27 protein-coding genes are annotated in these 23965 nt (G+C 68.8%); 13 read left to right on the forward strand and 14 right to left on the reverse strand.

Going from position 1 to position 23965, the window contains the following annotated elements:
- Positions 1–11 precede the first annotated feature (11 nt).
- From ACRSBM_RS28375 to ACRSBM_RS28385, 3 genes are all read left to right on the forward strand, one after another.
- Positions 12–1169, forward strand: coding sequence for a S8 family peptidase (locus ACRSBM_RS28375; RefSeq protein ID WP_434447766.1), 1158 nt, complete (start codon positions 12–14; stop codon positions 1167–1169).
- Positions 1166–1387, forward strand: coding sequence for a hypothetical protein (locus tag ACRSBM_RS28380; RefSeq protein ID WP_434447768.1), 222 nt, complete (start codon positions 1166–1168; stop codon positions 1385–1387). Before ACRSBM_RS28375 ends, ACRSBM_RS28380 begins: the two co-directional genes overlap by 4 nt.
- Positions 1388–1480: 93 nt before the next feature.
- Positions 1481–1948 carry a DUF6319 family protein gene (locus ACRSBM_RS28385; protein ID WP_434447770.1) on the forward strand — a complete coding sequence of 156 codons (468 nt, stop codon included), beginning with the start codon at positions 1481–1483 and terminating at the stop codon, positions 1946–1948.
- Between the two features lie 94 nt (positions 1949–2042).
- Here the strand turns inward: ACRSBM_RS28385 and ACRSBM_RS28390 are convergent, their stop codons facing one another.
- Together ACRSBM_RS28390 and ACRSBM_RS28395 are read right to left on the reverse strand one after the other, a co-directional pair.
- A complete protein-coding gene (locus ACRSBM_RS28390; RefSeq protein ID WP_434447772.1) occupies positions 2043–3011 on the reverse strand; it encodes a quinone oxidoreductase family protein in 969 nt (322 codons plus the stop codon).
- A 1-nt stretch (position 3012) separates the two neighbouring features.
- Positions 3013–3813 carry an SDR family NAD(P)-dependent oxidoreductase gene (locus ACRSBM_RS28395; protein ID WP_434447774.1) on the reverse strand — a complete coding sequence of 267 codons (801 nt, stop codon included), beginning with the start codon at positions 3811–3813 and terminating at the stop codon, positions 3013–3015.
- A 129-nt stretch (positions 3814–3942) separates the two neighbouring features.
- Here ACRSBM_RS28395 and fabG point away from each other — a divergent pair, with 129 nt between their 5' ends.
- Positions 3943–4695 (forward strand): 3-oxoacyl-ACP reductase FabG, encoded by a 753-nt coding sequence (fabG, locus tag ACRSBM_RS28400; RefSeq protein ID WP_434447776.1) that lies wholly within the window; start codon positions 3943–3945, stop codon positions 4693–4695.
- A 10-nt stretch (positions 4696–4705) separates the two neighbouring features.
- Positions 4706–5158, forward strand: coding sequence for a MaoC family dehydratase (locus ACRSBM_RS28405; RefSeq protein ID WP_434447778.1), 453 nt, complete (start codon positions 4706–4708; stop codon positions 5156–5158).
- 3 nt (positions 5159–5161) lie between these two features.
- Here ACRSBM_RS28405 and ACRSBM_RS28410 read toward each other — a convergent pair whose 3' ends face one another.
- Positions 5162–5728 (reverse strand): TetR/AcrR family transcriptional regulator, encoded by a 567-nt coding sequence (locus ACRSBM_RS28410; RefSeq protein WP_434447780.1) that lies wholly within the window; start codon positions 5726–5728, stop codon positions 5162–5164.
- A gap of 38 nt (positions 5729–5766) precedes the next feature.
- Between ACRSBM_RS28410 and ACRSBM_RS28415 the strand changes: the two genes are divergently transcribed.
- The gene (locus ACRSBM_RS28415; protein ID WP_434447782.1) at positions 5767–6813 is read left to right on the forward strand and encodes a DUF2855 family protein; all 1047 of its coding nucleotides are present in this window, start codon (positions 5767–5769) and stop codon (positions 6811–6813) included.
- Here ACRSBM_RS28415 and ACRSBM_RS28420 read toward each other — a convergent pair whose 3' ends face one another.
- The gene (locus ACRSBM_RS28420; RefSeq protein ID WP_434453245.1) at positions 6814–6990 is read right to left on the reverse strand and encodes a DUF397 domain-containing protein; all 177 of its coding nucleotides are present in this window, start codon (positions 6988–6990) and stop codon (positions 6814–6816) included.
- Positions 6991–7007: 17 nt separating this feature from the next.
- A complete protein-coding gene (locus ACRSBM_RS28425) occupies positions 7008–7820 on the reverse strand; it encodes a helix-turn-helix domain-containing protein (protein ID WP_434447784.1) in 813 nt (270 codons plus the stop codon).
- 56 nt (positions 7821–7876) lie between these two features.
- Here ACRSBM_RS28425 and ACRSBM_RS28430 point away from each other — a divergent pair, with 56 nt between their 5' ends.
- Complete coding sequence (locus tag ACRSBM_RS28430; RefSeq protein ID WP_434447786.1) at positions 7877–8152, forward strand: hypothetical protein; 276 nt, start codon at positions 7877–7879, stop codon at positions 8150–8152.
- A 2-nt stretch (positions 8153–8154) separates the two neighbouring features.
- On the opposite strand, the gene ACRSBM_RS28435 is transcribed toward ACRSBM_RS28430, so the two are convergent.
- Genes ACRSBM_RS28435 through ACRSBM_RS28450 form a run of 4 tightly spaced genes read right to left on the reverse strand, consistent with a single transcriptional unit; the run spans position 8155 to position 11856 of the window.
- Positions 8155–8697: an exonuclease domain-containing protein gene (locus ACRSBM_RS28435; protein ID WP_434447788.1), complete on the reverse strand. Its 543-nt coding sequence runs from the start codon at positions 8695–8697 to the stop codon at positions 8155–8157.
- Positions 8698–8743: 46 nt separating this feature from the next.
- Positions 8744–9502 carry an SDR family NAD(P)-dependent oxidoreductase gene (locus ACRSBM_RS28440; protein ID WP_434447790.1) on the reverse strand — a complete coding sequence of 253 codons (759 nt, stop codon included), beginning with the start codon at positions 9500–9502 and terminating at the stop codon, positions 8744–8746.
- Positions 9502–10698, reverse strand: coding sequence for an acetyl-CoA C-acetyltransferase (locus tag ACRSBM_RS28445; protein WP_434447792.1), 1197 nt, complete (start codon positions 10696–10698; stop codon positions 9502–9504). The genes ACRSBM_RS28440 and ACRSBM_RS28445 overlap by 1 nt, the downstream gene beginning before the upstream one ends.
- Positions 10699–10710: 12 nt before the next feature.
- Positions 10711–11856 carry an acyl-CoA dehydrogenase family protein gene (locus ACRSBM_RS28450; RefSeq protein WP_434447794.1) on the reverse strand — a complete coding sequence of 382 codons (1146 nt, stop codon included), beginning with the start codon at positions 11854–11856 and terminating at the stop codon, positions 10711–10713.
- 91 nt (positions 11857–11947) lie between these two features.
- Here ACRSBM_RS28450 and ACRSBM_RS28455 point away from each other — a divergent pair, with 91 nt between their 5' ends.
- The gene (locus ACRSBM_RS28455) at positions 11948–12568 is read left to right on the forward strand and encodes a TetR/AcrR family transcriptional regulator (RefSeq protein ID WP_434447796.1); all 621 of its coding nucleotides are present in this window, start codon (positions 11948–11950) and stop codon (positions 12566–12568) included.
- Here the strand turns inward: ACRSBM_RS28455 and ACRSBM_RS28460 are convergent.
- The gene (locus ACRSBM_RS28460) at positions 12561–12833 is read right to left on the reverse strand and encodes a GlsB/YeaQ/YmgE family stress response membrane protein (RefSeq protein WP_434447798.1); all 273 of its coding nucleotides are present in this window, start codon (positions 12831–12833) and stop codon (positions 12561–12563) included. The two genes, ACRSBM_RS28455 and ACRSBM_RS28460, sit on opposite strands and share 8 nt — an antisense overlap.
- A gap of 89 nt (positions 12834–12922) precedes the next feature.
- Positions 12923–13702, reverse strand: a complete 780-nt coding sequence (locus tag ACRSBM_RS28465) for a sporulation protein (RefSeq protein ID WP_434447800.1) — start codon at positions 13700–13702, stop codon at positions 12923–12925.
- Between the two features lie 136 nt (positions 13703–13838).
- Between ACRSBM_RS28465 and ACRSBM_RS28470 the strand changes: the two genes are divergently transcribed.
- The 5 genes from ACRSBM_RS28470 to secA2 all read left to right on the forward strand — a co-directional run bounded on the left by ACRSBM_RS28470 (position 13839) and on the right by secA2 (position 21345).
- A complete protein-coding gene (locus ACRSBM_RS28470; protein WP_434447802.1) occupies positions 13839–16910 on the forward strand; it encodes a carboxyl transferase domain-containing protein in 3072 nt (1023 codons plus the stop codon).
- A 54-nt stretch (positions 16911–16964) separates the two neighbouring features.
- Positions 16965–18221: an MFS transporter gene (locus tag ACRSBM_RS28475; protein WP_434447804.1), complete on the forward strand. Its 1257-nt coding sequence runs from the start codon at positions 16965–16967 to the stop codon at positions 18219–18221.
- Positions 18222–18280: 59 nt separating this feature from the next.
- Positions 18281–18601 carry a hypothetical protein gene (locus ACRSBM_RS28480; protein WP_434447805.1) on the forward strand — a complete coding sequence of 107 codons (321 nt, stop codon included), beginning with the start codon at positions 18281–18283 and terminating at the stop codon, positions 18599–18601.
- Positions 18598–18990, forward strand: coding sequence for a PIN domain-containing protein (locus tag ACRSBM_RS28485; protein ID WP_434447807.1), 393 nt, complete (start codon positions 18598–18600; stop codon positions 18988–18990). Before ACRSBM_RS28480 ends, ACRSBM_RS28485 begins: the two co-directional genes overlap by 4 nt.
- A gap of 69 nt (positions 18991–19059) precedes the next feature.
- Positions 19060–21345, forward strand: a complete 2286-nt coding sequence (gene secA2 / locus ACRSBM_RS28490; RefSeq protein WP_434447809.1) for an accessory Sec system translocase SecA2 — start codon at positions 19060–19062, stop codon at positions 21343–21345.
- Between the two features lie 3 nt (positions 21346–21348).
- Here secA2 and ACRSBM_RS28495 read toward each other — a convergent pair whose 3' ends face one another.
- The 3 genes from ACRSBM_RS28495 to solA are packed head-to-tail and all read right to left on the reverse strand — an operon-like array spanning position 21349 to position 23964.
- Complete coding sequence (locus ACRSBM_RS28495; protein ID WP_434447811.1) at positions 21349–21708, reverse strand: hypothetical protein; 360 nt, start codon at positions 21706–21708, stop codon at positions 21349–21351.
- A gap of 40 nt (positions 21709–21748) precedes the next feature.
- A complete protein-coding gene (locus ACRSBM_RS28500; RefSeq protein ID WP_434447813.1) occupies positions 21749–22861 on the reverse strand; it encodes an aromatic ring-hydroxylating oxygenase subunit alpha in 1113 nt (370 codons plus the stop codon).
- Positions 22858–23964, reverse strand: coding sequence for an N-methyl-L-tryptophan oxidase (gene solA, locus ACRSBM_RS28505; protein ID WP_434447815.1), 1107 nt, complete (start codon positions 23962–23964; stop codon positions 22858–22860). Before solA ends, ACRSBM_RS28500 begins: the two co-directional genes overlap by 4 nt.
- Position 23965: the final 1 nt, after the last annotated feature.

Here is a 23965-nt window from a genome sequence, read left to right on the forward strand (position 1 = left end):
GGCGAATCGTCATGACCGAACCCGCGGAAGTGGAGACCACCGGCCGGTTCCTGGTGCTGTTGCAGGAAGACGCCATCGAAGAGGGGGTGGCCGAGCTCGGCGCGATCGCCGGGTTCGACCCCAACAGCGGTGATCTGGACCCGGAGGCCGTCCAGGTCTTCCCGGAACTCGGTGTCGCGGTGGTGTCCGCCGACCCGAACCTGCTGGCCGAGCTGAACGGCGCCGCCGAGCGCCCCGGCCCGGTGCGGATCGTCGAGCCGGAACGCGTCGTGCACGTGTTCGCGGCACCGGCCGAAGAGGAGGCACCGGAGGCAGCGGCCGACGAGTCCGCGCTGACCTGGGGGCTGCAGGCGGTCGGCGCCGACGTCAGCACGGCCACCGGTAAGGGCGTCAAGATCGCGGTACTCGACACCGGCTGGGAGACGAAACACCCGGACTTCGAGGGTCGCGCGATCACCACGAAGTCGTTCATCGCCGGCGAGGACGTGCAGGACGGCCACGGCCACGGCACGCACTGCATCGGCACGTCCGCGGGCCCGCGCAAGCCCGCGACGCTGCCCGGTTACGGCGTGGCGCACGAGGCCGAGATCTTCGCGGGCAAGGTCCTGTCGAACGCGGGCTCCGGCTCCGACGGCGGCATCCTCGCGGGCATCGACTGGGCGGTCTCCAACGGCTGCGCGATCATCTCGATGTCCCTGGGCGCCGACGTCCCGGCGGGTACCCCGTACTCGCAGATCTACGAGGCCGTCGCCCAGCGCGCGATGGCCAAGGGCAGCCTGATCATCGCCGCCGCGGGCAACGCCTCCGCACGCCCCGGCCGCGTCGCACCGGTCGGCCACCCGGCCCGTTGCCCCAGCATCATCGCCGTGGCCGCGATCGACGTGAACCGCGCGATCGCGTCGTTCTCCTCGGGCTCGGCGGACAAGATCGGCCAGATCGACGTGTGCGCGCCCGGTGTGGACGTCCACTCGTCCTTCAAGCTGCCGGAGAAGTACCGCCGGCTGCGCGGCACGTCGATGGCCACCCCGCACGTGGCCGGGGTGGCGGTCCTGATCGCCGAGAAGACCGGTGCGCGCGGCTACGAGCTGTGGGCGCGTCTCGTCGGCACGGCCCTGCGTCTGCCCCTGCCGTCCACCGACATCGGCAGCGGACTCGTCCAGGCGCCATGACCGCTGCGGTGGACCAGGTGATGGTCTCCGTGACCGAGGGCAGCCTCCCGCGGGTGCTGGACGACCTGCGGGAGGCGGGCCTGGTGGTCGACACGGTCCTGGAGGCCCTGGGCGTGGTCACCGGCACCGCGGAGATCCGCGCCATCCCGGCTCTGCAGGCGGTGCCCGGCGTCATCGACGTCGAACGGCAGTGGCGCGTGCAGCTCCCGCCGTACTGACTAGGCTCTGCGGCGACCCCATTTACAGCTGATCGAACAAGTGTTCTATGCTGTGTGCGGGGTCACGTCGTTGCGCAGAGAGGAAACCTGATCGTGTCGGACACGCTCACCGAGGTGCAGGCAGTCGAGGAGACCGTCGTGGAGGAGACTCCGGCGTCGGCCCCCACGGCCGAGAAGGCCGAGGCTCCGAAGCCGGTGGAGGCTCCGAAGGCCGTCGAGGCTCCCAAGGCGACTGAGGCCCCCAAGGCCGAGAAGCCGAAGGCCGGCCGTCCCAAGAGCACGGCGAAGAAGACCCGCACCGTCGAGCTCACGCTCACGGTGACCGGCACCGCCGAGGGCGAATGGCAGGCCGACCTGGTCCACGGCACGCAGCGCGTCGTGTCGGGCCTGGTCATCCCGGCCATCGCCGTGGCCAAGGCGGCCAAGGAGCTGCACGAGGACATCGCGGAGGGCATCGAAACGGTGCTCGAGGCGGCGCGCGACCAGCACCGCACCCGCATGGAGGAGCTGGAGGCCGAGCTGGCCAGGGTGAAGGCCCAGCTGGCGGAGCTCTCCGAGTAACTCGGCAAGACGCGAAAAGGGCGGCCCGCACCACGCGGGCCGCCCTTTTTCGCACGGCGGAGGGCACGCGGGGACCCGCGTGCCCTCAGAACGGCTAGCGGGACGGGTCCAGCAGGAGTTTGCCGGTGGTCCGGCGGGAGCGCAGGTCCTCGTGCGCCTGCCGGACCTCGGCCATGCCGTACTCGCCGCCGGGGATCGCCTTCAGCTTCCCGTCGACCACGAGCCCGAACAGCTCGGCCATCGCGCGGTGCACCAGCGTCCCGTGCTCGGCGTCGCGCACCTTCAGGGCGTGCGGCAGCCACATACCCGCAACGGCCGTGGAGTGCACCAGCAGCGCCCCGAGGTCAGCCGGCTTCGGCCTTTCCCGCGAGGCCATGCCATAAAACGCCAGCCGCCCAAAAGGAGCCAGCGCCACCAGCGACTGATCAGTGGTCGCCCCTCCAGTCATGTCCAGCACCACGTCGACCCGGCGGCCGCCGTTGGCCTCTTTCAGCGCGGCGGTCATGTCCTCAGCGCGCGAGTCGATCGCCACGTCCGCGCCCAGGTCCAGCGCCAGCTTCCGCTTGTCGTCGGACGAGGCGGTGGCGATGACCCGTCCGGCACCCCACAGCTTCGCCAGCTGGACGGCGATCGTCCCCACTCCACCGGCGGCGGCGTGCACGACGACCGACTCGCCGGGCTCCATGTGGGTCGACTTGCGCAGCAGAAGCCACGCCGTGGCCCCCTGCACGATCAACGACAGCGCGGTCAGGTCGTCCACACCGTCCGGAACGTCGAAGGTGGTGGCAGCGTGCGCCACGGCCTTCTCCGCGTACCCACCGGAGTTCGTCAGCGCGACGACCCGGCGCCCGTCCTCCGTCGTCCCGACGACCTCGCCGCCCGGCACCAGCGGCAACTGCATCTGCGCCAGGTACGAGTTCTCGGCCTGGTGCGTGTCCGCGTAGTTGAGGCCGGCGCGGGAGACGTCGATCAGCACCTCGCCCTCACCCGGTACCGGGTCGGGCAGCTCCACCTCCTGGAGCACCTCGGGCCCGCCGAACTCGGTGATCTGGATGGCTCGCACGTCAGCTCTCCTTGAGCGCGATCGAAACGGGGTCCTTGTGGGCGGCCTCGACGCGCGACCCGTCGGCGGCGCGCGGGCCGGGCGGGTTGCGGAAGCCGAACGGCTCCGAGGCGCGGCCGGCCTGCACGAACCACGCCTCGCCGGTCCCGGAGCCCTCCACGATGGACATGAAGGTGTCCACCACGGCCGACACCGGCAGGATCGGCATGCCGATCTCCTCCAGCGTCGAACGCAGCGGCTTGATGATGTCGGTGTCGGCGAACGCCGGGCACAGCGCGTTCACGCGCACGTCGGAGTAGGCGCCGCCGAGCGAACGCACCAGTCCGACCACGGCGGCCTTGTTGGCGCCGTAGACGGGGTCGCCGGGCATCGGCATCAGACCGGCCATCGAGGCCGTCGCGATGATCTGACCGCCGCGCTTGCGCACCTCGGGCAACGCGTAGTGCGTGCCGTAGACGACGCCGTCGAGATTGATGGCCATCGCACGGCGGTACGTCTCGACGTCGAAGTCGTCGCCCAACGAGCAACCGGTGCCGATGCCGGCGTTCAGGAACGCGATGTCGAGCCCACCGAACTCGCGCACGGCGGTCTCCACCGCGGCCGCCGAGTCCGACGGCACCGTCACGTCGCAGCGCACGAACACGCCACCGACCTCGTCGGCGACGGCCTTGCCCTGCTCGGCGTCGATGTCGGCGAGCACCAGACGCGCACCGCGTTCAGCCAGCCGCCGGGCGGAGGCGGCACCGATGCCGTTGGCTCCGCCGGTGATGAGCGCGACCTTGCCGGTGAGTTCCACGGGCACCTGCCTCCTCGAATTGCCACATTCCGACCAGTCGGTATGGTCGTCCGAACAGGGCCTGGACGTCAAGCGGACTGATAGGTAGGTTACTAAGCGCTTGCTTAGCTCACCATCCCCAACGAAGGAGGACCCGTGGCCGACAGGGTTGCGATCGTCACCGGCGCGGCTCGTGGCATCGGTGCCGCGGTCGCGCAGCGTCTCGCCGCGGACGGCCTGGCCGTCGCGTTGCTCGACCTCGACGAGCAGGGCGTGCTGGACGGCGCCGAGAAGATCGCCGCGAGCGGTGGTCGTGCCATCGGCCTCAAGGTCGACGTCGCCGACGAGGAGCAGGTCAACGCTGCTGTCGCGAAGGTCGCCGAGGAGCTCGGCGCGCCGACCGTGCTGATCAACAACGCCGGCGTGCTGCGCGACAACCTGCTGTTCAAGATGACGTCCGACGACTGGGACACCGTCATGAACGTGCACCTGCGCGGCGCGTTCCTGATGAGCAAGGCCGTACAGGCCTACCAGACGAAAGAAGGCTTCGGCCGCATCGTCAACCTGTCGAGCACGAGCGCCCTGGGCAACCGCGGCCAGGCCAACTACTCCGCCGCCAAGGCCGGTCTGCAGGGCTTCACCAAGACCCTCGCGATCGAGCTCGGCAAGTTCGGCGTCACGGTCAACGCGATCGCGCCCGGCTTCATCGCCACCGAGATGACCAAGGCGACCGCCGAGCGCATGAAGATCTCGTTCGAGGACTTCCTCACCGGTGCCGCGCAGACGATCCCGGTCGCGCGGGTCGGCCAGCCCGAGGACATCGCGCACACCGCGTCGTTCCTCGTCAGCGAGGGCGCCGGGTTCGTGTCCGGCCAGGTCATCTACGTCGCCGGCGGACCGAAGGACTGAGGCCACCACCATGCGCGCTTTCGAGAACATCGACGAGCTGGTCGCCGCGAAGGGCGAGCACCTCGGGTTCGGCGAGTGGCACGAGGTCACGCAGGAGCAGGTCAACCTGTTCGCCGACGCGACGCTGGACCACCAGTGGATCCACATCGACGTCGAGAAGGCGTCGAAGGGCCCGTTCGGCGGCCCGGTGGCGCACGGTTACCTGACGCTGTCGCTGGTGCCGTACCTGGTGCGGGACATCTACACCGTCAAGAACATCAAGATGGGCGTCAACTACGGCAGCAACAAGGTCCGCTTCCCGCAGCCGGTGCTCGTCGGCGCCCGGGTGCGCGCGGGCGTCGAGCTGCTGGACGTCACGGACATCTCGCTGGGCAAGCAGCTCGTGACCAAGGTCGTCGTCGAGATCGAGGGCAGCGAGAAGCCCGCGTGCGTGGCCGAGATCGTCAGTGTCATCGTCCCCTGACGATCAGGGCCTGAGGCTGTGGATCAGCAGGTCCGCGTAGTGCTCCGCCAGCCGCCCGGCCGGGATCTCCCCGTCCGGGCGGTACCAGGTGCCCAGCTGGTGCAACGACCCGAAGAAGTAGTACGTGGCGACGTCGGCCGGCACGTCGGCGCGGAACGTCCCGTCCCGCTGGCCCTCCTCGACCAGGGCGCGGAACATCTCGTGGAAACGCCGCCGTTCCGCCCGCACCTCCCGCTGCTTCTCGGCCGAGAGGTGGTTCATCGAGCGGAAGAACACCTTGGCGGCGTCGAAGTCCTCGATGCTCGTGACGATCACGTCGATCGCGGCCTCGCGCAGCCGCGTGGTGACCGGCCCGTCCGCCGAGGCGATCTTCTCCAGGTGTTCGGTCTGCAAGCGCAGCAACCGCCCGTAGATCTCGTGCAGCAGGTCGTCCTTCGACCCGAAGTAGTGGTACATCGCGCCTTTGGTGACACCGGCGTGTTCCACGATCTCCTGGACGGCGACCCGCTCGTACCCCTTGTCCGCGAACAGGCGGGTGGCGGAATCGATCAGTCTTTCAGGCACGGTCACGACCGGAGCGTACCTCCCGACCAAGGAGAACCGAGGCAATGACCACTCGCTGGACCCTCGTCGTCGACCGTGACGACCTCGCCAAAACCGAAGTCCTGCACGACGAACTGCCCGCTTTGTCCGACGGCGAGGTGCTGCTGCGCGTCAGCCGCGCCGGCCTCACCGCCAACAACGTCACCTACGGCCTCATCGCCGACATGATCGGCTACTGGCGCTTCTTCCCGACCACCGCCGAGGGCCGCGGCGTCATCCCGGTGTGGGGTTTCGCCGACGTCGTGGAATCCACTGTGGACGGACTGCCGACCGGCACCCGCGTCTACGGCTACCTCCCCATGTCCAGCCACCTCGTGGTGTGCCCCAGGCTGACCTCGTCCGGTTTCGCGGACGCCGGCAAGCACCGCGGCGACCTGCCGGCCGTGTACAACAGCTACCTCGTCACCACCAGCGACCCGGCCTACGACGAGCGGCTGGAAGACCTCCAGGTGCTGTTCCGGCCGCTGTTCCTCACGTCGTTCCTGCTCGCCGACCAACTGGCGGACAACGACTTCCACGGCGCCCGGACGGTCGTGTTCTCCTCCGCGTCCAGCAAGACGGCGTTCGGCACCGCGCAGTGCCTCCGTGACCGGGGAGGCCGGCTCGTCGGCCTGACCTCGCCCCGCAACGTGGAATTCACGACCAGCCTGGGCCTCTACGACACCGTGCTCCCCTACGACGCCGCCGTCGACCTCGAACCGAGCGTCTACCTGGACTTCAGCGGCTCGGCCGACGTCCGTTCAGCGCTACACGACCGCCTCGGCGCGGACCTGCGGAAGGACATCTCGATCGGCCTCACCCACCAGGCCGCGCCGTCCGACCAGCGCTCCGAGTTCTTCTTCGCCCCGAACCAGCTGCGCAAGCGCACCGCCGACTGGGGCGCCGAGGGCCTCGCTCACCGCTTCGGCGAGGCGTGGCGCGACTTCACCGCGCGGGCGGGCGACTGGGTCACCGTCGTCACGCACACCGGACCCGACGAGTTGGCCGAGGTCTGGCAGTCGGTGCTGGCGGGCAGGACGAACCCCGCTACGGCCGACGTGATCACCTTCTGATCAGCGGTCCAGCTCACCGCCCTTGACGGTCGCGAGGAACGCAGCCCAGGCGGGCGCCGCGACAGTGGTGTCCGCCTGGCCCTTCGAGTCACGGATACGGGCGGCGGGGCCGTCCAGGGCGATCTCCACGCACTCCGTGTTGTCGCCGGCGTTGCTCCGGCTGCTCTTCCGCCACACAGCAGACAAGTCGATCCCTACCTCTCAGCAGCCAACCTCCCGATCCAATCGGCGGACCCGTCCGGCGTCAGCGCCAGCTTCGAGAGGTGCTTGAAGAGCACTTTACTGGCCTTCACCCGTTCGCTGTCCTCCACGTGCGCGGCGCCGGCGGGATGTTCGACGTAAAGCACGGTCATGTCAGCGAGGTGGGCGAAGTCAAGCAGGTGGAACGATCCGGTGTACCCGTCGTTCAAGCCCGCGGTGAACGGCAGGACCTGCACCCTCACGTTGGGTCTCGTGCCCATCTCATTGATGTGCAGCAACTGCTCGCGATCAGCAAGAGGAAAAGCCGCCTCGGCGATGATCGCGTGATATTCGAGCCCTTCATCGGTGACCAGCCGCTCCTGCCGCCGCGTCCGAACCGCGATCTGGTTCTCGATCCATTTTCGTGAGCGCTGAACCTGCCATCCTGCGAACAATGCACGCATATAACCCTCGATCTGCAAGAGGCCAGGGATGTAACCGAGGGAGAACGTGCTCAGCCGGGTGGCGTCGTGCTCCAGGCTGAGATAGCCGTGGTCAGCGACGCGATAGGGGTGCCACCAGCCCTTCTCGCTGGCGCGCTCCCACATGTCGATGTACGGCGTCTCCTCCGAGACGAGCACTCCGTAGAGGTCGAGCATCGCGCGCAGGCCGTGGTACTCCGGCAACTGACCGTTCTCGATGCGGCTCAGCTTCTGATAGTTGTAGCGGAGCTGGAACGCCGCCTCCCGCTGACTGATCCCGGCCCGTTCGCGCAGCTTCCTCAGCGCCTCGCCGAGGCGCACCTGCCGGAACGTTGGGTCGGTCATAACCCCAAACGTTACGGATCAGATCTGACATTCGTGAATCACGGTGGCGAGGTCTGGTGAGGACCGTCCTCGTCATGGAGTACGTCCACAGCATCCAGTACCACCGGCGCAGCCGGAACGGCCGGCTCACCCTCGCCTACGTCGAGGCCGTGACGGATCATGGTTGGTACATAAGGAAAGAAGCCGACTGGAAGTCCCGCTACACGGTCGCCTGCGCGACGGAGTTCCTCGCGCGGGTGTCAGCGGACGCGGGCACGTTCGCCATCACGGTGTGGCGGGACTCCACCCGAGTCTGCACGGTCGGGATCGACTGGAATCCCCCGAACAGGTGATCTCACCGCCGGAGCAGCTCGGCCAGCAGGCCCGCGATGTTGTGGGCGTCGTCGTGGCCGCGGTGGTGTGTGCCGTCGAGCTCGTGCCCGGCAAGGCGCACCGCCTCGGCCATCCCGACCTCGCGCGGCAGCTTGTTGACCAGTGCGAAGAGCGTCTTGACGTTGACGTGCCGCGGCCCGAACGGGTACTTCACGCCGAAGTCCGCGCACTGGCGTTCGAACATCTTGCGGTCGTAGTCGCCGTAGGACGCCCATACCCGGCGATCCGACCGGTACTCCTTGCGCAGCAACGCGCACGCCTCGGCGAACGACACACCGGCGGCGACCTGGTCGGCCGTCAACGTGGTCAGCTGAGTGCAGAAAGGACTGACGGACGACCGTGTGGGCCGTACGAGGACGCTGCGCCGCTCACCGCGAACGCCCGACTCCACCGAGACCGGGCAGATCCCGATCTCGATGATCTCCGAGACCTCACCGGGAGGCGGCGTCCCTTCCCAGCAGGTCGACTCCACGTCGACGACCAGCACCTGATCCAAGGCAATCACGTGCTGATCGTCCCCGACGTGTCCAACGACTAAACGATGACAGCGCCTAAACGATGACAGCGCCACCGTCGACGACGAGCGTCTCGCCGGTGACGTACCCACCGGCGGGCGAGGCCAGGAAGACGACGGCCGCGGCCAGCTCCTCCGGGTCACCGATGCGCCCGGCGGGCAGTGCCGCCTGCATCTTCTCCAGGTAGCCGGGCGGGTACTGGTCGGTCATCTCCGAGGCGAAGAAGCCGGGGCAGATCGCGTTGACGCGGATGCCCTTGCGCCCGGTCCACTGCTGCGCCAGGTCGCGCGTGAGGCCGAGCAGGCCGGCCTTCGACGCCGAGTACGCGGCCTGCGGGATGCCGCCGGTCACCAGGCCCAGCACGCTGGAGATGTTGATGATCGAGCCGCCGGACTTCATGACGGCGGCGGCCGCCTGGGCCATCCAGTAGGCGCCGTTGAGGTTCACGTCCATGACGCCGCGGAACTCCTCCGGCGTCTCCCGCGAGGCCGGCACCGCGGAGGCCACACCGGCGTTGTTCACGAGCACCGACACCGTGCCGAACTCGGCGGCGGCCCGCGCCACCTCGCGGCAGTCGCCGGGCTGCGAGACGTCCGCCTGCACGACCAGCGCCCGACGACCGGCGGCCTCGACCAGGCCTGCGGTGTCCTTCAGCCTGTCCGCGCGGCGGGCGGCCAGCACGACGTCCGCGCCCGCCTCGGCCAGGCCGCGCGCGAACGCCACGCCCAGGCCCGAGGACGCGCCGGTGACGATCGCGACCTTCCCGTCCAGACGGAACTTGTCCAGGATTCCCACTACGAAAGCCTTTCCAGGATGATCGCCATGCCCTGACCGCCGCCGACGCACATCGTCTCGAGCCCGAACTGGGCGTCGCGGGCCCGCATGCCGTTGATCAGGGTCGTCATGATCCGCGCGCCGGTCGAGCCGAACGGGTGGCCCAGGGCGATCGCGCCGCCGTGCACGTTCAGCCTGTCGGTGTCGATGCCCAGCGCGCGCTGCGAACCGAGCACCTGGACGGCGAACGCCTCGTTGATCTCCACCAGGTCGATGTCCGAAATGGACAGACCGGCGTGTCCCAGCGCCTGCCGCGTGGCGTCGACCGGGCCGAGGCCCATGATCTCCGGCGACAGGCCCGAGACACCGGTGGACACGATGCGCGCCAACGGAGTCAGCCCCAGCTCACGCGCCCGCACGTCGCTCATGATCACGACCGCGGCCGCGCCGTCGTTCAACGGGCAACAGTTGCCGGGCGTGACCGTGCCGTCGGGCCGGAACGACGGCTTCAACGCCGACACGGCCTCGTAGGTGACGCCGGCACGCGGGCCGTCGTCCGCCGACACGACGGTTCCGTCGGCGAGAACGACAGGGGTGATCTCGCGGGCGAAGAAGCCGTCCGCGATCGCCTTCTCGGCGAGGTTCTGCGACCGCACGCCGAACTCGTCCTGGTCGTGCCGCGAGATGCCCAGCCGCGTCGCGACGTTCTCGGCCGTCTGGCCCATCGAGATGTAGTAGTCGGGCAGCTTGCCGTCCAGGCGCGGGTCGGTCCACGGAGTGTTGGACGCAGCGGTGTCCACGGTCCGTTGCTGCGCCTCGTCGAACAGCGGGTTGGACGACGGCGCACCGGAGTGCATGTACCGGGAGACACACTCGACGCCGGCGGAGATGAACCCGTGTCCCTCCCCCGCCTTGATGGCGTGGAAGGCCATCCGCGCGGTCTGCACGGAAGACGCGCAGAACCGGTTGACGGTCGTGCCCGGCAGGGTGTCGTAACCCAGCTGCACGGCCACGCGGCGCGCGAGGTTCTGGCCGTGCTCGTCCTGCGGCTCGGCGCACCCGAGGTGCAGGTCGGTGATCTCGGAGGCCGGGAGGTCGCCCAGCGCCGCGGAGATCACCTGCGTGGCGAGGTCGTCCGGCCGCAGCGAGACGAGAGAACCCTTGCGGGCGCGGCCGATCGGCGACCGGGCGGTGGAGACGACGACTGCTTCAGGCACAGCACACTCCTTCTACAGGCCCAGGTCGCGGCCGATGAGTTCCTTCATGATCTCGTTGGAGCCCGCCCAGATCTTCGTGACGCGGGCGTCCATCCACGCGCGGGCGACGCGGTACTCGGTCATGTAGCCGTAGCCGCCGTGCAGCTGCACGCAGGCGTCGATGACCTCGTTCTCGATGTCGGCGCTCCAGTACTTCGCCTGCGCCGCCTCGACCGCGGTCAGCTCGCCCTTGACGTGCTGCATGGTCAGGTTGTCGATGAACGCCTGTGAGACGTCCAGCTTGGTCCGCAGCTCGGCGAGCAGGAACTTGTTGTGCTGGAACTTGCCGATGGACTGCCCGAACGCCTTGCGTTCCTTGACGTACTCGAGCGTCTCCTCGAAGACGCCCTGCGCGTGCGCGAGGTTCGAGATCGCGCCGCCGATCCGTTCCTGCGGCAGCCGCTCCATCATGTAGATGAAGCCCTGGCCCTCCTCGCCGATCATGTGCTCGGCGGAGAGGCGGACGTCGGAGAAGAACAGCTCCGCGGTGTCGGACGGGTGCTGGCCGACCTTGTCGAGCTTGCGGCCGCGCTCGAAGCCGGGCATGCCGGTCTCGACGGCGAACAGCGTGATGCCGCGGGCGCCCTTGGACGGGTCGGTGCGGGCCGCGACGACGATCATGTCTGCGGTGTAGCCGTTGGTGATGAACGTCTTGGAGCCGTTGAGGATCCAGTCGTCACCGTCGCGCACGGCGTTGGTCTTCAGCGCGGCGAGGTCGGAGCCGCCGGAGGGCTCGGTCATCGCGATGCCGGTCTTGATCTCGCCGGTGCACATGCCGGGCAGCCAGCGCTGCTTCTGCTCCTCGGTGCACAGGTCGACGAGGTAGGGCGCCACGACGTCGCCGTGGATGCCGAGGCTCGACGCGACGGCCGCGTTGACCCGGCACAGCTCTTCGGCGAACACCGTGTTGAACCGGTAGTCGTTCGCGCCGCTGCCGCCGTACTCCTCGGGGATCTCCAGGCCGAGCAGGCCCTGGCGACCGGCCTCCAGCCACACGTCCCGGTCGATCACCCGTTCCTCGATGAACTTCTCGACGTTCGGCGTGATCGTGCGCTCGACGAACGCCTTCGCCGACTCCCGAAAAGCGGCGTGATCCTCGTTGAACAGCGTCCGCTGCACCACTACCTCCATACTAAGCGGTTGCTTAGCGCTAAGCGCACGCTTAGCGTGCAGTACGATCCATCACCTGTCAACACGCAAGGAGCACCCGATGACCACCGGACTGGACGGGTTCGCGTTGCTCGACGAGACCTGGCGCACGGTCACCCCGGACGCCGCCCGCCGGATGCTCATCGCGGCCGTTCGCGCGTTCGCGGAGAAGGGATATCACGCCACGACGACGCGTGACATCGCTTCACTCGCCGGGATGTCCCCCGCGGCCGTGTACATCCACTACCGGTCCAAAGAGGAACTGCTCTTCAACATCTCGCTCATCGGTCACGAGACATCGTTGACACTGCTGTCGAGCATCGACGGCGTCGACGCGACCGAACGGCTGAAGAACGCCGTGGCGGCGTTCGCGGGATGGCACGCGGAGTTCCACACGACGGCGCGGGTGGTGCAGTACGAGCTCGGCGCGCTCTCTCCCGAACACCACGCGGAGGTGGCGGAGCTGCGCCGGCAGATCGACCAGCGGATGCGGTCCTACATCGCGGACGGCATCGCGGAGGGCGTGTTCGACGTCCCGGACCTCAAGGGCGCGACCCTGGCCGTGCTGTCGCTGTGCATCGACGTCGCGCGCTGGTACCAGCCGGGCGGGAAGCGGACCCCGAACGAGATCGGCGCGATGTACGCCGACCTCGTCCTCAGGATGGTCCACCCGGCTACCTGACCGACTTGCGGCCGTACATCCCGGCCACGACCGAGACACCGACCGCCGCGACGACGAGCTGGACGATCACCTCGATCCAGTCGATGCCGGGCGTGTCCTGCACGCCGAGCAGTCGCGCGATCCACGTCCCGATGAACGCGGCCGCGATGCCGACCAGCAGGGTCAGCCAGATCGGGATGTTCTGCCTGCCAGGCGCGAGCAGCTTGCCGAGCAGGCCCAGGATCAGACCGATGATGAGCGCGCCGATGATGCTCTCGATGGTCACGGTCGCCTCCTCCTCCGTTTGTTCCCGTCATACCCGGGAACGTCCGAAGAAAATCATCCCGTCACTCACCGAGGTCCGCAGCGCGAGAGTTACCAGCGGCTGCCGGAGACCTGGCTCATCCACTGGTTGATCGTGGCGGTCCAGTCCGTGCCGACGGCCTGCTGGTGTGACACGGCGAAGCGGCCGTACGCGTCTCCGCCAGCGCGGAGCAGCCCGGCGCGCTTGTCCGCCTCCAGGATCACGTGCAGCTCACCCGGCGTGGTGACGAACGTCAGCTCGACCTGCTTGACGCGGCCCGCGAACTGCGGCGGCGGGTAGAACTCGATCTCCTGGTAGAAGGGCAGCTGCTGCGGCACGCCGTGGATGCGGCCCTTCTCGTTGTCCGCCTTGGTGAAGCGGAAGCCCATGTGGCCGAACGCCTGGAGCACGGCGTCCTGCGACGGCAGCGGGTGCACCCAGATGGGGTCGAGGTCGCCGGGGTCGACCGCGCCGCGCACCTCGAGCTCGGTGCGCAGGCCGAGCTGCATGCCCGAGAGCTGCGCGCCGCCCACGACGTTGATCGGGCACTCGAACGGCACCGGGAGCTGGAACGGCAGCGACATGTTCTGGTGCGGCTGCGCGACGATCCGCTGCCCGACGGAGAACTTGTGGAACTCCATGTTGGTGTTGTACTCGTTGTCGCCGCTCTCGATCTCGACGCGGGTGAGCAGCGCGAGCGTGACGTGGTCGATCTCGGCCGGGTGCTCGCCGCCGGCGATGCGCACCTCACCGGACAGGACCTCGCCGGGCCTGACGTTCGGGTTGGTCAGCACCGTGTCGACAGTCGGCCCGCCCACGCCGAACGCGCGCATCATCCTCTTGAACACCACTACGGCCTCCTGAAGCCCTTCGCAAGTTTGCGGGGAAGTCTGCCAACTCAAACGTCCGTTTGCGGCGAAGCGTTCCGTTGACGTCTCAACCCCACGATCGGTTCCGTATGGACTTCCGTTCACTTCAGATGGCAACATGCGACCGCCGTCACATACTAAGCGGTCGCTCAGGAGGTTGTCCGTGCTGCTCGTCGCCAACCGGGGTGAGGTCGCCGTCCGCGTGCTGCGCGCGGCAGCTGACCTGGGGATTCGCACCGTGGCGGTGTACGCGGAGGATGACGCCTCCTCGCTCCACGTGACGCTCGCGGACCGTGCTGTCGCGCTGCGCGGACCTTCGCCCTACCTGGACGTGGACCAGCTTCTGGATGCGGCCGAGGGGTGTACGGCCGTGCATCCGGGGTGGGGATTCCTGTCTGAGAACGCCGCGTTCGCTCGGGCGTGTTCGGCGCGCGGGCTGACGTTCGTGGGGCCGTCCGCTGACGTTCTGGAACTGCTCGGTGACAAACGGCGAGCCCGTGACCTGGCGGCGTCGCTGGGAATCCCGGTGCTGGACGCGGTGCCCGGCGAGTTCCCCGTGATGGTGAAGGCGGTCGCCGGTGGTGGCGGCAAGGGCATGCGGGCGGTGTTCGCGCCCGAGGACCTCGACAGTGCGGTCGAGGCGTGCCGGGCGGAGGCGCTGGCGACGTTCGGGGTGGGCGAGGTCTACCTCGAACGGCTACTGCCCTCCGCCCGGCACATCGAGGTGCAGCTGGTCGGGACGTCCGTGCTCGGCGACCGCGACTGCTCGTTGCAGCTGCGGCACCAGAAGGTCGTGGAGATCGCGCCCGCTCCCCTGCTCGATCCCGCGCTGCGCAAGGCGCTGCACGAGGCGGCCCAGGCCATCGCCACGGCCGCCGGGTACACCGGGGTCGGCACGGTGGAGTTCCTCGTGTCCGGCGACTCGTTCGCGTTCCTGGAGGTCAACCCCCGGCTGCAGGTCGAGCACACGGTGACCGAGATGGTGTCCGGAGTGGACCTCGTGCGCACCCAGCTGCTGCTGGCGTGGGGCGGCGACGTCGACTTCACACCGCACGACCGCGGTTCGGCCGTGCAGGTCCGGGTGAACCAGACCTCCGGCGGGGTGCTGTCGTCGTTCGGGCTGCCGTCCGGCCCCGGTGTCCGCGTCGACACGCACGGGTACGTCGGCTACCGCGTCGGCACGCGGTACGACGGGTTGCTCGCGAAGCTCGTGGTGCACGGCGAGGACCTGGACGTCGCCCTGAACCGGGCGCGGCGGGCGTTGCGCGAGTTCCGCGTCGAGGGCGTCTCCACGAACTTGGAGTTCCTCCAAACGTTGCTGACCCGCGACATCGTCGGTGCCACGACCGACTTCATCGTCGAGGAGCCCGTGTCGGGGATGCGGGCTCCGCTGGCGGGCACGGTGGTGGCCGTCGCCGCGGACTCCGTGGTGCTGGAAGCGATGAAGATGCAGCACGTCGTGCGGGTGTCCGGCGACGTGCTGGTGTCGGTCGGCGACACGGTGGCCGAGGGTCAGGTGCTCGCCTCGGGTGCCGGTGAGTCCACTGAGGACGTTCTTGAGGTGAACTTGGAGCACGTCCGCCCGGATCTCGCCGAAGTGCTGGCACGCCACGACTTCTCCCGCCCCGAGTCCGCCGCGAGACGCCACGCCGCCGGTGGGCGGACCGCGCGGGAGAACATCGCGGACCTCTGCACGGACTTCGTCGAGTACGGCGGCCTGGCGATCGCCGCCCAACGCCGGCGCCGGTCGCTGGAAGAGCTGATCTCCCGCACCCCCGCCGACGGCATGGTGGCCGGCATCGGTGTCGTGAACGGCCAACGGATCGTGGCGATGTCCTACGACTACGCCGTGCTCGCGGGCACCCAGGGCCTGCGTAATCACCAGAAGAAGGACAGGCTGTTCGCGCTGGCGCAGCAGGAGAACCTGCCGGTGGTGTTGTTCGCCGAGGGTGGCGGAGGACGGCCCGGCGACACCGACCACAGCATGGTCAGCGGCCTCGACTGCGGCTCGTTCCACGCGTTCGCTTCGTTGAGCGGCCAGGTGCCGTTGGTGGGCGTGGTCGCGGGCCGGTGCTTCGCGGGCAACGCGGTGCTGCTGGGCACCTGCGACGTGATCATCGCGGTCGAGGGCGCGAACATCGGTATGGGCGGCCCGGCGATGATCGAGGGCGGCGGGCTCGGCACGTTCCGGCCGGAGGACATCGGGCCGTTGGACGTGCAGGTGCCAAACGGTGTCGTGGACATCGCGGTGGCTTCGGAGGAAGAAGCGGTGGCCGTCGCCAAGAAGTATCTCTCCTACTTCCAGGCTCCCGCAGGCGTCCCCTCGCCGAGCGCGCAGCCTTCGCCAGCGCCCTCGGGGGAACCCCTAAAAACAATTCTCCCAGACAGCACCGACAATTTCGGGCCGTCCGGCGGCCACTCGTGGACGTGCGCGGACCAGCGCCTCCTCCGCCACGCCGTCCCCGAGAACCGCCTCCGCGCTTACGACATCCGCGCCCTGATCAACACCCTCGCCGACACCGACTCCGTCCTCGAACTCCGCAAGGGCTTCGGCAGGGCCATCGTCACCGCCCTCGTCCGCGTCGAAGGCCGCCCCATCGCGCTGATCGCCAACGACCCCACCGTCCTCGGCGGCGCGATCGACGCCGACGCCGCCGACAAGTGCGCCCGCTTCCTCCAGCTCGCCGACGCGTTCGACATCCCGGTCGTCTCGCTGACCGACACGCCGGGCTTCATGGTCGGCCCCGACGCCGAGCGGACCGCCACCGTCCGCCACCTCACCCGCATGGTCGTGACGGGCGCGAACCTGACCGTCCCCTTCGGACTCGTCGTCCTGCGCAAGGCGTACGGCCTCGGCGCCCAGGCCATGGCCGGGGGCAGCCTGAAGGTCCCGCGGTTCGCCGTCGCCTGGCCCACCGGCGAGTTCGGCCCGATGGGACTCGAAGGCGCCATCAAGCTCGGCTTCAAGAAGGAGCTCGACGCCATCGCCGACCCGCTGGAACGTCAGCAGCGCTACGACGAGATGGTCGCGATGGCCTACGAGCACGGCAAAGCCCTGAACGTCGCCTCGGTCTTCGAGATCGACGACGTGATCGACCCGGCCGACACCCGCCGCTGGATCGCCACGGCGCTGGCCCCCGCAACTTCCCGTCCCCACGGGAAGAAACGCCCGTTCATCGACACGTGGTGAGGAGAATCCGTGGTCAGCGTCGCCCCTACGGAACAGAAGACCTTACGCAGGCTCATGGCAGCCGGACTCGTCGGCTCGAGCCTTGAGTGGTACGACTTTTTCATCTACGCGACCGCCGCGGCACTGGTGTTCCCCAAGCTGTTCTTCCCCGAGGCAACGCCGCTCGTGGCGCTGCTGCTGTCGTTCAGCACGTTCTGGGCGGGCTTCGTCGCGCGCCCGCTCGGCGGCCTGGTGTTCGGGCACGTCGGTGACAAGTTCGGCCGCAAGCCGGCGCTCGTCATCTGCCTCGCGCTGATGGCGGGGGCGACGTTCGTCATCGGCCTGCTGCCCACCACGGCGTCCATCGGCGTCGGCGCACCGGTGCTGCTGGTCCTGCTGCGCTTCCTGCAGGGCATCGCGGTCGGCGGGCAGTGGGGCGGCGTGGTCCTGCTGCTGACCGAGACCGCGGGTCCGCGCAAACGTGGCTTCGCGGGCACGTTCGGGCAGGCCGGCGTTCCGATCGGGGTGCTGCTGGGCAACGTCGCGTTCATCAGCGCCACGACGTCTCTCTCGCCGGAAGCGTTTGCGTCGTGGGGCTGGCGGGTGCCGTTCCTGGCGTCAGCGCTCCTCTTCCCGTTGGTGCTCTTCATCCAACTGAAGGTCGAGGACAGCCCGGTCTTCCGTGAGTTGCAGCAACGCCGTGCCAACGCACCGGCCGTGAAGCACGCACCGCTGAAGGAGGCCCTGCGGACGCACCGCAAGCCGATCCTGCTCGGCGCGGGCCTGATGTTCGCCTCCAACGCGATCTTCTACGTGTCGATCGCGGGCGTGCTGTCCTACGCGACCACCACGCTCGGCCTCTCCCGCGAGTCGGTGCTGGTCGTCAGCCTGCTGTCGTCGCTCGTGAGCATCCCGGTGATCCTCTACGCGGGCCACCTGTCCGACCGGCTCGGCCGCCGTCCGCTGATCGTCGCGGGCGCCGTCGGCCTGATCGTGTGGGCGTTCCCGTACTTCCTGCTCGTGGACACGGCCTCATTGCTGTGGATGTTCGTCGCGATGACGATCGGCGGTGTCGCGTCCTCTCTCGTGTACGGGCCGATCGCCGCCTACCTGGGCGAGCTGTTCGAGCCGCACGTGCGGTACTCGGGCGCCTCTCTCGCGTACCAGCTGGCGTCGATCCTGGTCAGCGGTGGCACGCCGTTCGTGATGACGGCCCTGCTGGGCGCGACGGGGACGTCGATGTCGGTGTCGGCGTTCCTGCTGGTCATGGGCCTGTGCACGCTGGTGTCGGTGATCAGGCTGCCGGAGACGCACCGGCCGGAACGAGCCTGATCAACACGTGATGCGATTGGTGCTACCATGGTAGCACCAATCGCATTACCATCAGGAACATGGCGGTCGAGAAGTTGAGCGTGTCCTTGCCCGGCGTCGTGGTCGCCAGGGCGCGGCGTGCGGCAGACCGGGCAGGCGTGCCGCTGTCCGCCTGGCTCGCGGACGCGGCGGAGGCGGCAGCGGATCTCGCCGAAGCCCAGGCAGCCGCTCAGGACTACGCGGCGCAGTTCGGTGAGCCGGACCAGGCTGAGCTCGACGAGATCCGCGCGGAGCTGGCGGAGGCGGGCGTCGGCGCTCCCGAGTCACCGGCGGAGGCGGCGGCTCGTGCCGCGGCTCTGGCACGACTCCTGGGCCTGCCGGAAGAAAGGCAAGCCGGTTGACCAAGCGTGGCCTGATCCTGGACGCGGGCGCGTTGATCCACGTCGAAGGAAACCCGAGAGGGCGCGTTTACGCGGCTTGCCGCTACGCGTTGGACTCGGGCACCCGCGCCCTGCTGCCGACCGTCGTCCTGGCCCAGGTGTGGCGTGGCACCGCTCGGCAGGCGCCTGTGGCGATGCTCCGCCGGATGTGCCAGCCCGTCCCCTTCACCGAGGACGTGGCCGAGGCGGTCGGCAGGCTGCTCGCTCTCGCCGGCACGTCGGACGTGGTGGACGCGGCCGTCGTCATCGCGGCGGTGAGCAACAACTGCGCGGTGCTCACCTCAGACCCTGCTGACCTGGGCAAACTCGCCGACGCCGCCGGGATCCCGGTTCCGTTCATCACGGTCTGACCGGACATTTCCGGCTTCACAGTCAAGTACTCTGCGGAACCTGGAGCCGATGCCGTACGTTGCTGCGTCGTGACCACTCTCATGGCGCGCTTCAAGCAGCGGATGCGCAGGTTCGCGCAGAAACCGGGCTCGGTCGACCTCGCCCCGTTCCAGGCTCTCCTCAAGGACGTGGAGAAACACGCGGACGCCTTCGCGGCGTTCAGCGACGAGGAGCTGACGGAACACGCCAAGAAGTTGCGCGAGAAGAGCACGGACACCGAGCTGGTGGCCCTCACGCGGGAGGCCGCCGAGCGCGCCATCGGGCAACGTCCGTTCGACGTCCAGGTGCTCGGTGCGCTGGGCATGCTCAGCGGCCTTGTCGTCGAGATGGCGACCGGTGAGGGCAAGACGCTCGCGGGCGCCATGGCCGCGGCCGGGTTCGCGATCAAGGGCAAGCGCGTCCACGTGGTCAGCGTCAACGACTACCTCGCCCAGCGCGACGCGGAGTGGATGGGGCCGCTGTACCGGCTGCTCGGCGTCACGGTCGGCTGGATCAACGGCAGCTCGAAGGCCGAGGAGCGCCGCGAGGCCTACCAGTGCGAGGTCACGTACGCGCCGGTCAGCGAGATCGGGTTCGACATCCTGCGCGACCGGATCGCCACGAGCCCGGACGACCTGATCGTGCCGGAGCCGGAGGTCGCGCTGATCGACGAGGCCGACTCGGTGCTCGTCGACGAGGCCCGCGTGCCGCTCGTGCTCGCCGGCTCGACCAGCTCGGAGGCAGCCGACCCCGTCATCGCCGACCTGGTGAAGCGGCTGCGGCAGAACCTGCACTACGAGATCGACGACGAGGAACGCAACGTCTTCCTCACCGGCGCGGGCTCGGAGGCCGTCGAGCGCGCGCTCGGCGAGATCGACCTGTACTCGCAGGAGCACGTCACCTCCACGCTGTCGAAGGTGAACGTGGCGCTGCACGCCCAGGTGCTGCTGCACCGCGACGTCGACTACATCGTGCGCGACGGCAAGGTGCATCTGATCAACGACACCCGCGGCCGCGTCGCGAAGCTGCAGCGGTGGCCGGACGGCCTGCAGGCCGCCGTCGAGGCCAAGGAGAACGTGCAGACGACCGAGTCGGGCGAGATCCTCGACTCGATGACGGTGCAGGCGCTGCTGTCGCGGTACCCGACGCGTTGCGGCATGACCGGCACCGCCGTCGCCGTCGCCGAGACGCTGCGGGAGTTCTACGAGCTCGAGGTGCTCGTGATCCCGCCGAACAAGGAGAACATCCGCGAGGACGAGCACTTCCGCCTCTACGCGACGCTGGAGCAGAAGGAAGACGCGATCGTCGAGGAGATCAAGACCGTCCACGAGACCGGGCGGCCGATCCTCGTCGGCACGCTCGACGTCGCCGAGTCGGAGCGGATCTCCTCCAAGCTGCGCGCCGCCGGCATCGAGTGCGTGGTGCTCAACGCCAAGAACGACGCCGAGGAGGCGTCGATCATCGCCGACGCCGGCTCGTACCAGCGCATCACGGTCTCCACGCAGATGGCGGGCCGCGGTACGGACATCCGTCTCGGTGGCCACGAGGGCGAGGACCACGACCGGATCGCCGAGCTGGGCGGCCTGTACGTGATCGGCTCCGGCCGCCACTCGTCGTCGCGCCTGGACGACCAGCTGCGCGGCCGCGCCGGCCGTCAGGGCGACCCCGGCGGCTCGGTGTTCTTCTCGTCCATGCAGGACGACCTGATCACCCAGTACGCGCCGGACGCCGAGGATCCGTCCGAAGTGGACAACGACGGCCGCGTGCGCGACAAGGGCCTGCTGCACACCTTCGAGCACGCGCAGCGCGTTGCCGAGGGCGTGAACCTCGAGATCCACCGCAACACGTGGCGCTACAACAAGCTGATCGAGCACCAGCGCGACATTCTGCTCAAGCACCGCGACGTGGTGCTGCGCACGGACGCGGCGTTCGAGAAGGTTGGCGAGAAGGAAGGCGTGTCCGACGAGGTGGCCGCCGACGCCGCCCGCAAGATCACGCTCTTCTTCCTCGACGACCTGTGGACGCACCACCTGACGTTCCTGTCGGACCTGCGCGAGGGCATCCACCTGCGGGCGCTGGCCCGGCAGAACCCGTTGGACGAGTTCCACCGGGAGGCCATCCCGGCGTTCAACAAGATCGTGCCGGAGTCGTGGGAGCTGACCAGGGAGAAGTACGAGGCGGCCAAGATCACCGACGACGGCTACGACCTCGCCGACGCCGGCGTGAAGCGCCCGAGCTCGACGTGGACATACCTGGTGCACGAGAACCCGTTCGGCTCCGGGCTGGAGGAGACGATGAAGGGTCTCGTGAAGATGGTCCGCGGCCAGCGCCGCTGACGGTCAGTTCTTTCCGGGGACGATGAGGTCGTCCGCGGGTCTGGCGGGCCGGGGCAATGCCTCGGCCCGCCTGCCTGTCCTGGGGGCCGCCGTCCTGGACGAGGCCGTCATGGGGGTGGCTGTCGGTGTGGCTGTCACGGGTGTGGGCGTACCGGACATGACCGCGCTCGACGTCGCTGTCGTCATCTCCTCGGAGAGCGCTCTGATCTCCGCGAGGATGTCCAGGTGCTCCTGCGACGGCGGCGGTCCCACGAAGTTGGACCGGTTGTGCGCCGTCCGTTCCGCTCGCTCGGCCAGAAGCCGGATCCGGCGGAGGAGATCGTGCTCCCCGTCCGGGAGCATGAAGTCGGTCTGCTCCATCACCCGTGCAAGCTTGGGCGTGCACGGGTGACCAGTCGATCCCCTAGTCGGCTGATTCGAGTTTCTGAAGCAGCCAGGCGTGGAAGCCCCCGATGTGGTGCTCCGACGGCACCAGCACCCCACCATGCGCGTAGGCACGTGAGGCCATCGCCGGCTGGCATCGCTCGCAGGCTTCGAAGTCCTGTTCGTTCACCCGGTGGAACAACTCGACCGAGCGAGAGACATCACGGCCGGTGTCGACCACTTCCCTGGCGTAGAGCCAATCGCACTCCACGATGGTCCGATCGACGGCCACCGGATACATGCGGTGAACGATCACGTGGTCCGGCACGAGGTTGATGAAGACCTGCGGCTTGATCGTGATGGCGTAGTACTTCCTGTCGCGTTCCTCTTCCAGGGACGCGAGTTTGCCGAAGCCCTCGCCGCCGTCGACGGTGAAGCCCTTGATCTCGTCACCGAACTCGGCGCCGTGCCCGACGTAGTACTGGGCCGCGTAGCCGTCGGCGAACTCGGGCAGCACCTCGGTGAGCTCGGGGTGGATCGTCGCGCAGTGGTAGCACTCCATGAAGTTCTCGATGATCAGCTTCCAGTTGGCCCTGACGTCGTAGACGATTCGTTTGCCCACGGACAACCGGTCGATCTCGTAGCCGTCGATCGCCTCCAGCGTGCCGAGGCGTTCGGTCACGGCGCTCAGGACGTCATCGGCGAAGTCGGGCGGTTCCTCGGCGAGATTCACCCAGGCGTACCCGAGCCACTCGCGCAGGTGAACCTTCGTCAGGCCGTACTCCACGCGGTCGACGTCCGGCATCGAGGTGAGGTTCGGTGCGGCGATCAGCTTGCCGTCCAACGCGTAGGTCCACGCGTGGTACGGGCACTGGAACGCGCGCTTGACACTGCCGGCCTCGTCGACGCAGAGGCGCGCGCCGCGGTGCCGGCAGACGTTCAGGAACGCGTTGAGGCCCCCGGTGCGGTCACGGGCGATGAGCACGCTCTCCCGCCCGACCTGCACCGTGCGGAAGTCGCCGGGGTTCGGCAGGTCGCCGGACCGGACCGCGCAGAACCACATCTCCTCGAAGATGCGGGCTTGTTCGCGCGCGAAGATCGCGGGATCGGTGTAGTAGCGGCCCTCAAGGGTGGAGATCAGGCTGCCGGTCATGCTCCGCCTCTCAAGCGAGCAGGGTCGAAAAGGGCGATCGGGTGCCGTGAGGTCCCGTCGATCGTGAGGTCGGCGAGGATCTCGCCGACGACGGGCACGAACTTGAAGCCGTGCCCTGAGAAGCCGCACGCCACGGTCACGTTGTCGTGCTCGGGATGGCGCGCGATGACGAAGTTCCTGTCCGCGGTGTTGGTGTACATGCAGGTCGCGGCACGTTGGAAGCGGCCGGCGAGGCCGGGCATCGGGGACCGGACGGCGTTCGCGATGGCCTCGACCTCGTGGTCGTGCACCGTGCGGTCGATGGTCTCGGGCGTGCAGATCTGGCCGCCGACGTGGAAGGCGACCTTCACGGCGCCGTCGCGTTCCGGGAAGCCGTAGAAGTTCGTGCCGTCGGCGCGGTCCCAGATGTAGATCGGGTGGTCGCGGAAGTTCTCCTCGGGGGTGAAGAAGAACTGCACCTGGCGTTCGATCTCAAACGGGATTCGCAGGTCCCGCAACAACTCCGGCGCCCACGGTCCGGGGCACACCACGATGTGCCCGGCCTCGTACCGGCCGTTCGCGGTGGTGACCCGGCCCGGCTCCCAGTGCGTCACCGGTTCCTCGAAGCGCAGGTCGGCACCGGCCCGCTGCGCGAGTGCGAGATGAGCCTGCACCGCCGTCTCCGGCACGACGAGTCCGGCGCCCGGCTCGTACAGCGCGATCTCGTCCGCGGCGGGGTTCAGCGTGGGAAAGCGTTTGCGGATCTCCCGCGCGTCCAGGACCTCGTGCTTCAGCCCCCACTGCTCGGCGCTCGCCCTGCTGCCCGTGACGGCACGCGACTCGGGCGCGCCGACGATGATCCCGCCGACGCGGTGGAAGATCCGTTCCCCGCTGTCGCTCTCGATCTGGTCCCACATCTCATGCGCCCTGAGCAGCAACGGCACGTACGCGGGATCCTCGAAGTAGGCCTGGCGCGTGATCCGGGACCCGCCGTGGCTCGACCCGTGCGTGTGCGCGGGCGTGAACTTCTCCAGCCCCAGCACGCGTTTGCCGCGCTGGGCGAGCCGGTACGCGGCGGCGCTGCCCATGCCGCCGAGTCCGATGACGATGACGTCGTAGGTCACT

Origin of the sequence: Lentzea xerophila (assembly GCF_051094245.1) — a bacterium.
GTDB lineage: Bacteria > Actinomycetota > Actinomycetes > Mycobacteriales > Pseudonocardiaceae > Lentzea > Lentzea xerophila.

What these genes read in the sequence shown, in the direction of transcription:
- ACRSBM_RS28375 (WP_434447766.1), top strand. Translation starts at nt 12, where the DNA reads ATGACCGAACCCGCGGAAGTGGAGACCACCGGCCGGTTCCTGGTGCTG.
- ACRSBM_RS28380 (WP_434447768.1), top strand. Translation starts at nt 1,166, where the DNA reads ATGACCGCTGCGGTGGACCAGGTGATGGTCTCCGTGACCGAGGGCAGC.
- ACRSBM_RS28405 (WP_434447778.1), top strand. Translation starts at nt 4,706, where the DNA reads ATGCGCGCTTTCGAGAACATCGACGAGCTGGTCGCCGCGAAGGGCGAG.
- ACRSBM_RS28415 (WP_434447782.1), top strand. Translation starts at nt 5,767, where the DNA reads ATGACCACTCGCTGGACCCTCGTCGTCGACCGTGACGACCTCGCCAAA.
- ACRSBM_RS28425 (WP_434447784.1), bottom strand. Translation starts at nt 7,820, where the DNA reads ATGACCGACCCAACGTTCCGGCAGGTGCGCCTCGGCGAGGCGCTGAGG.
- ACRSBM_RS28455 (WP_434447796.1), top strand. Translation starts at nt 11,948, where the DNA reads ATGACCACCGGACTGGACGGGTTCGCGTTGCTCGACGAGACCTGGCGC.
- ACRSBM_RS28470 (WP_434447802.1), top strand. Translation starts at nt 13,839, where the DNA reads ATGCGACCGCCGTCACATACTAAGCGGTCGCTCAGGAGGTTGTCCGTG.
- ACRSBM_RS28475 (WP_434447804.1), top strand. Translation starts at nt 16,965, where the DNA reads ATGGCAGCCGGACTCGTCGGCTCGAGCCTTGAGTGGTACGACTTTTTC.
- ACRSBM_RS28480 (WP_434447805.1), top strand. Translation starts at nt 18,281, where the DNA reads ATGGCGGTCGAGAAGTTGAGCGTGTCCTTGCCCGGCGTCGTGGTCGCC.
- ACRSBM_RS28500 (WP_434447813.1), bottom strand. Translation starts at nt 22,861, where the DNA reads ATGACCGGCAGCCTGATCTCCACCCTTGAGGGCCGCTACTACACCGAT.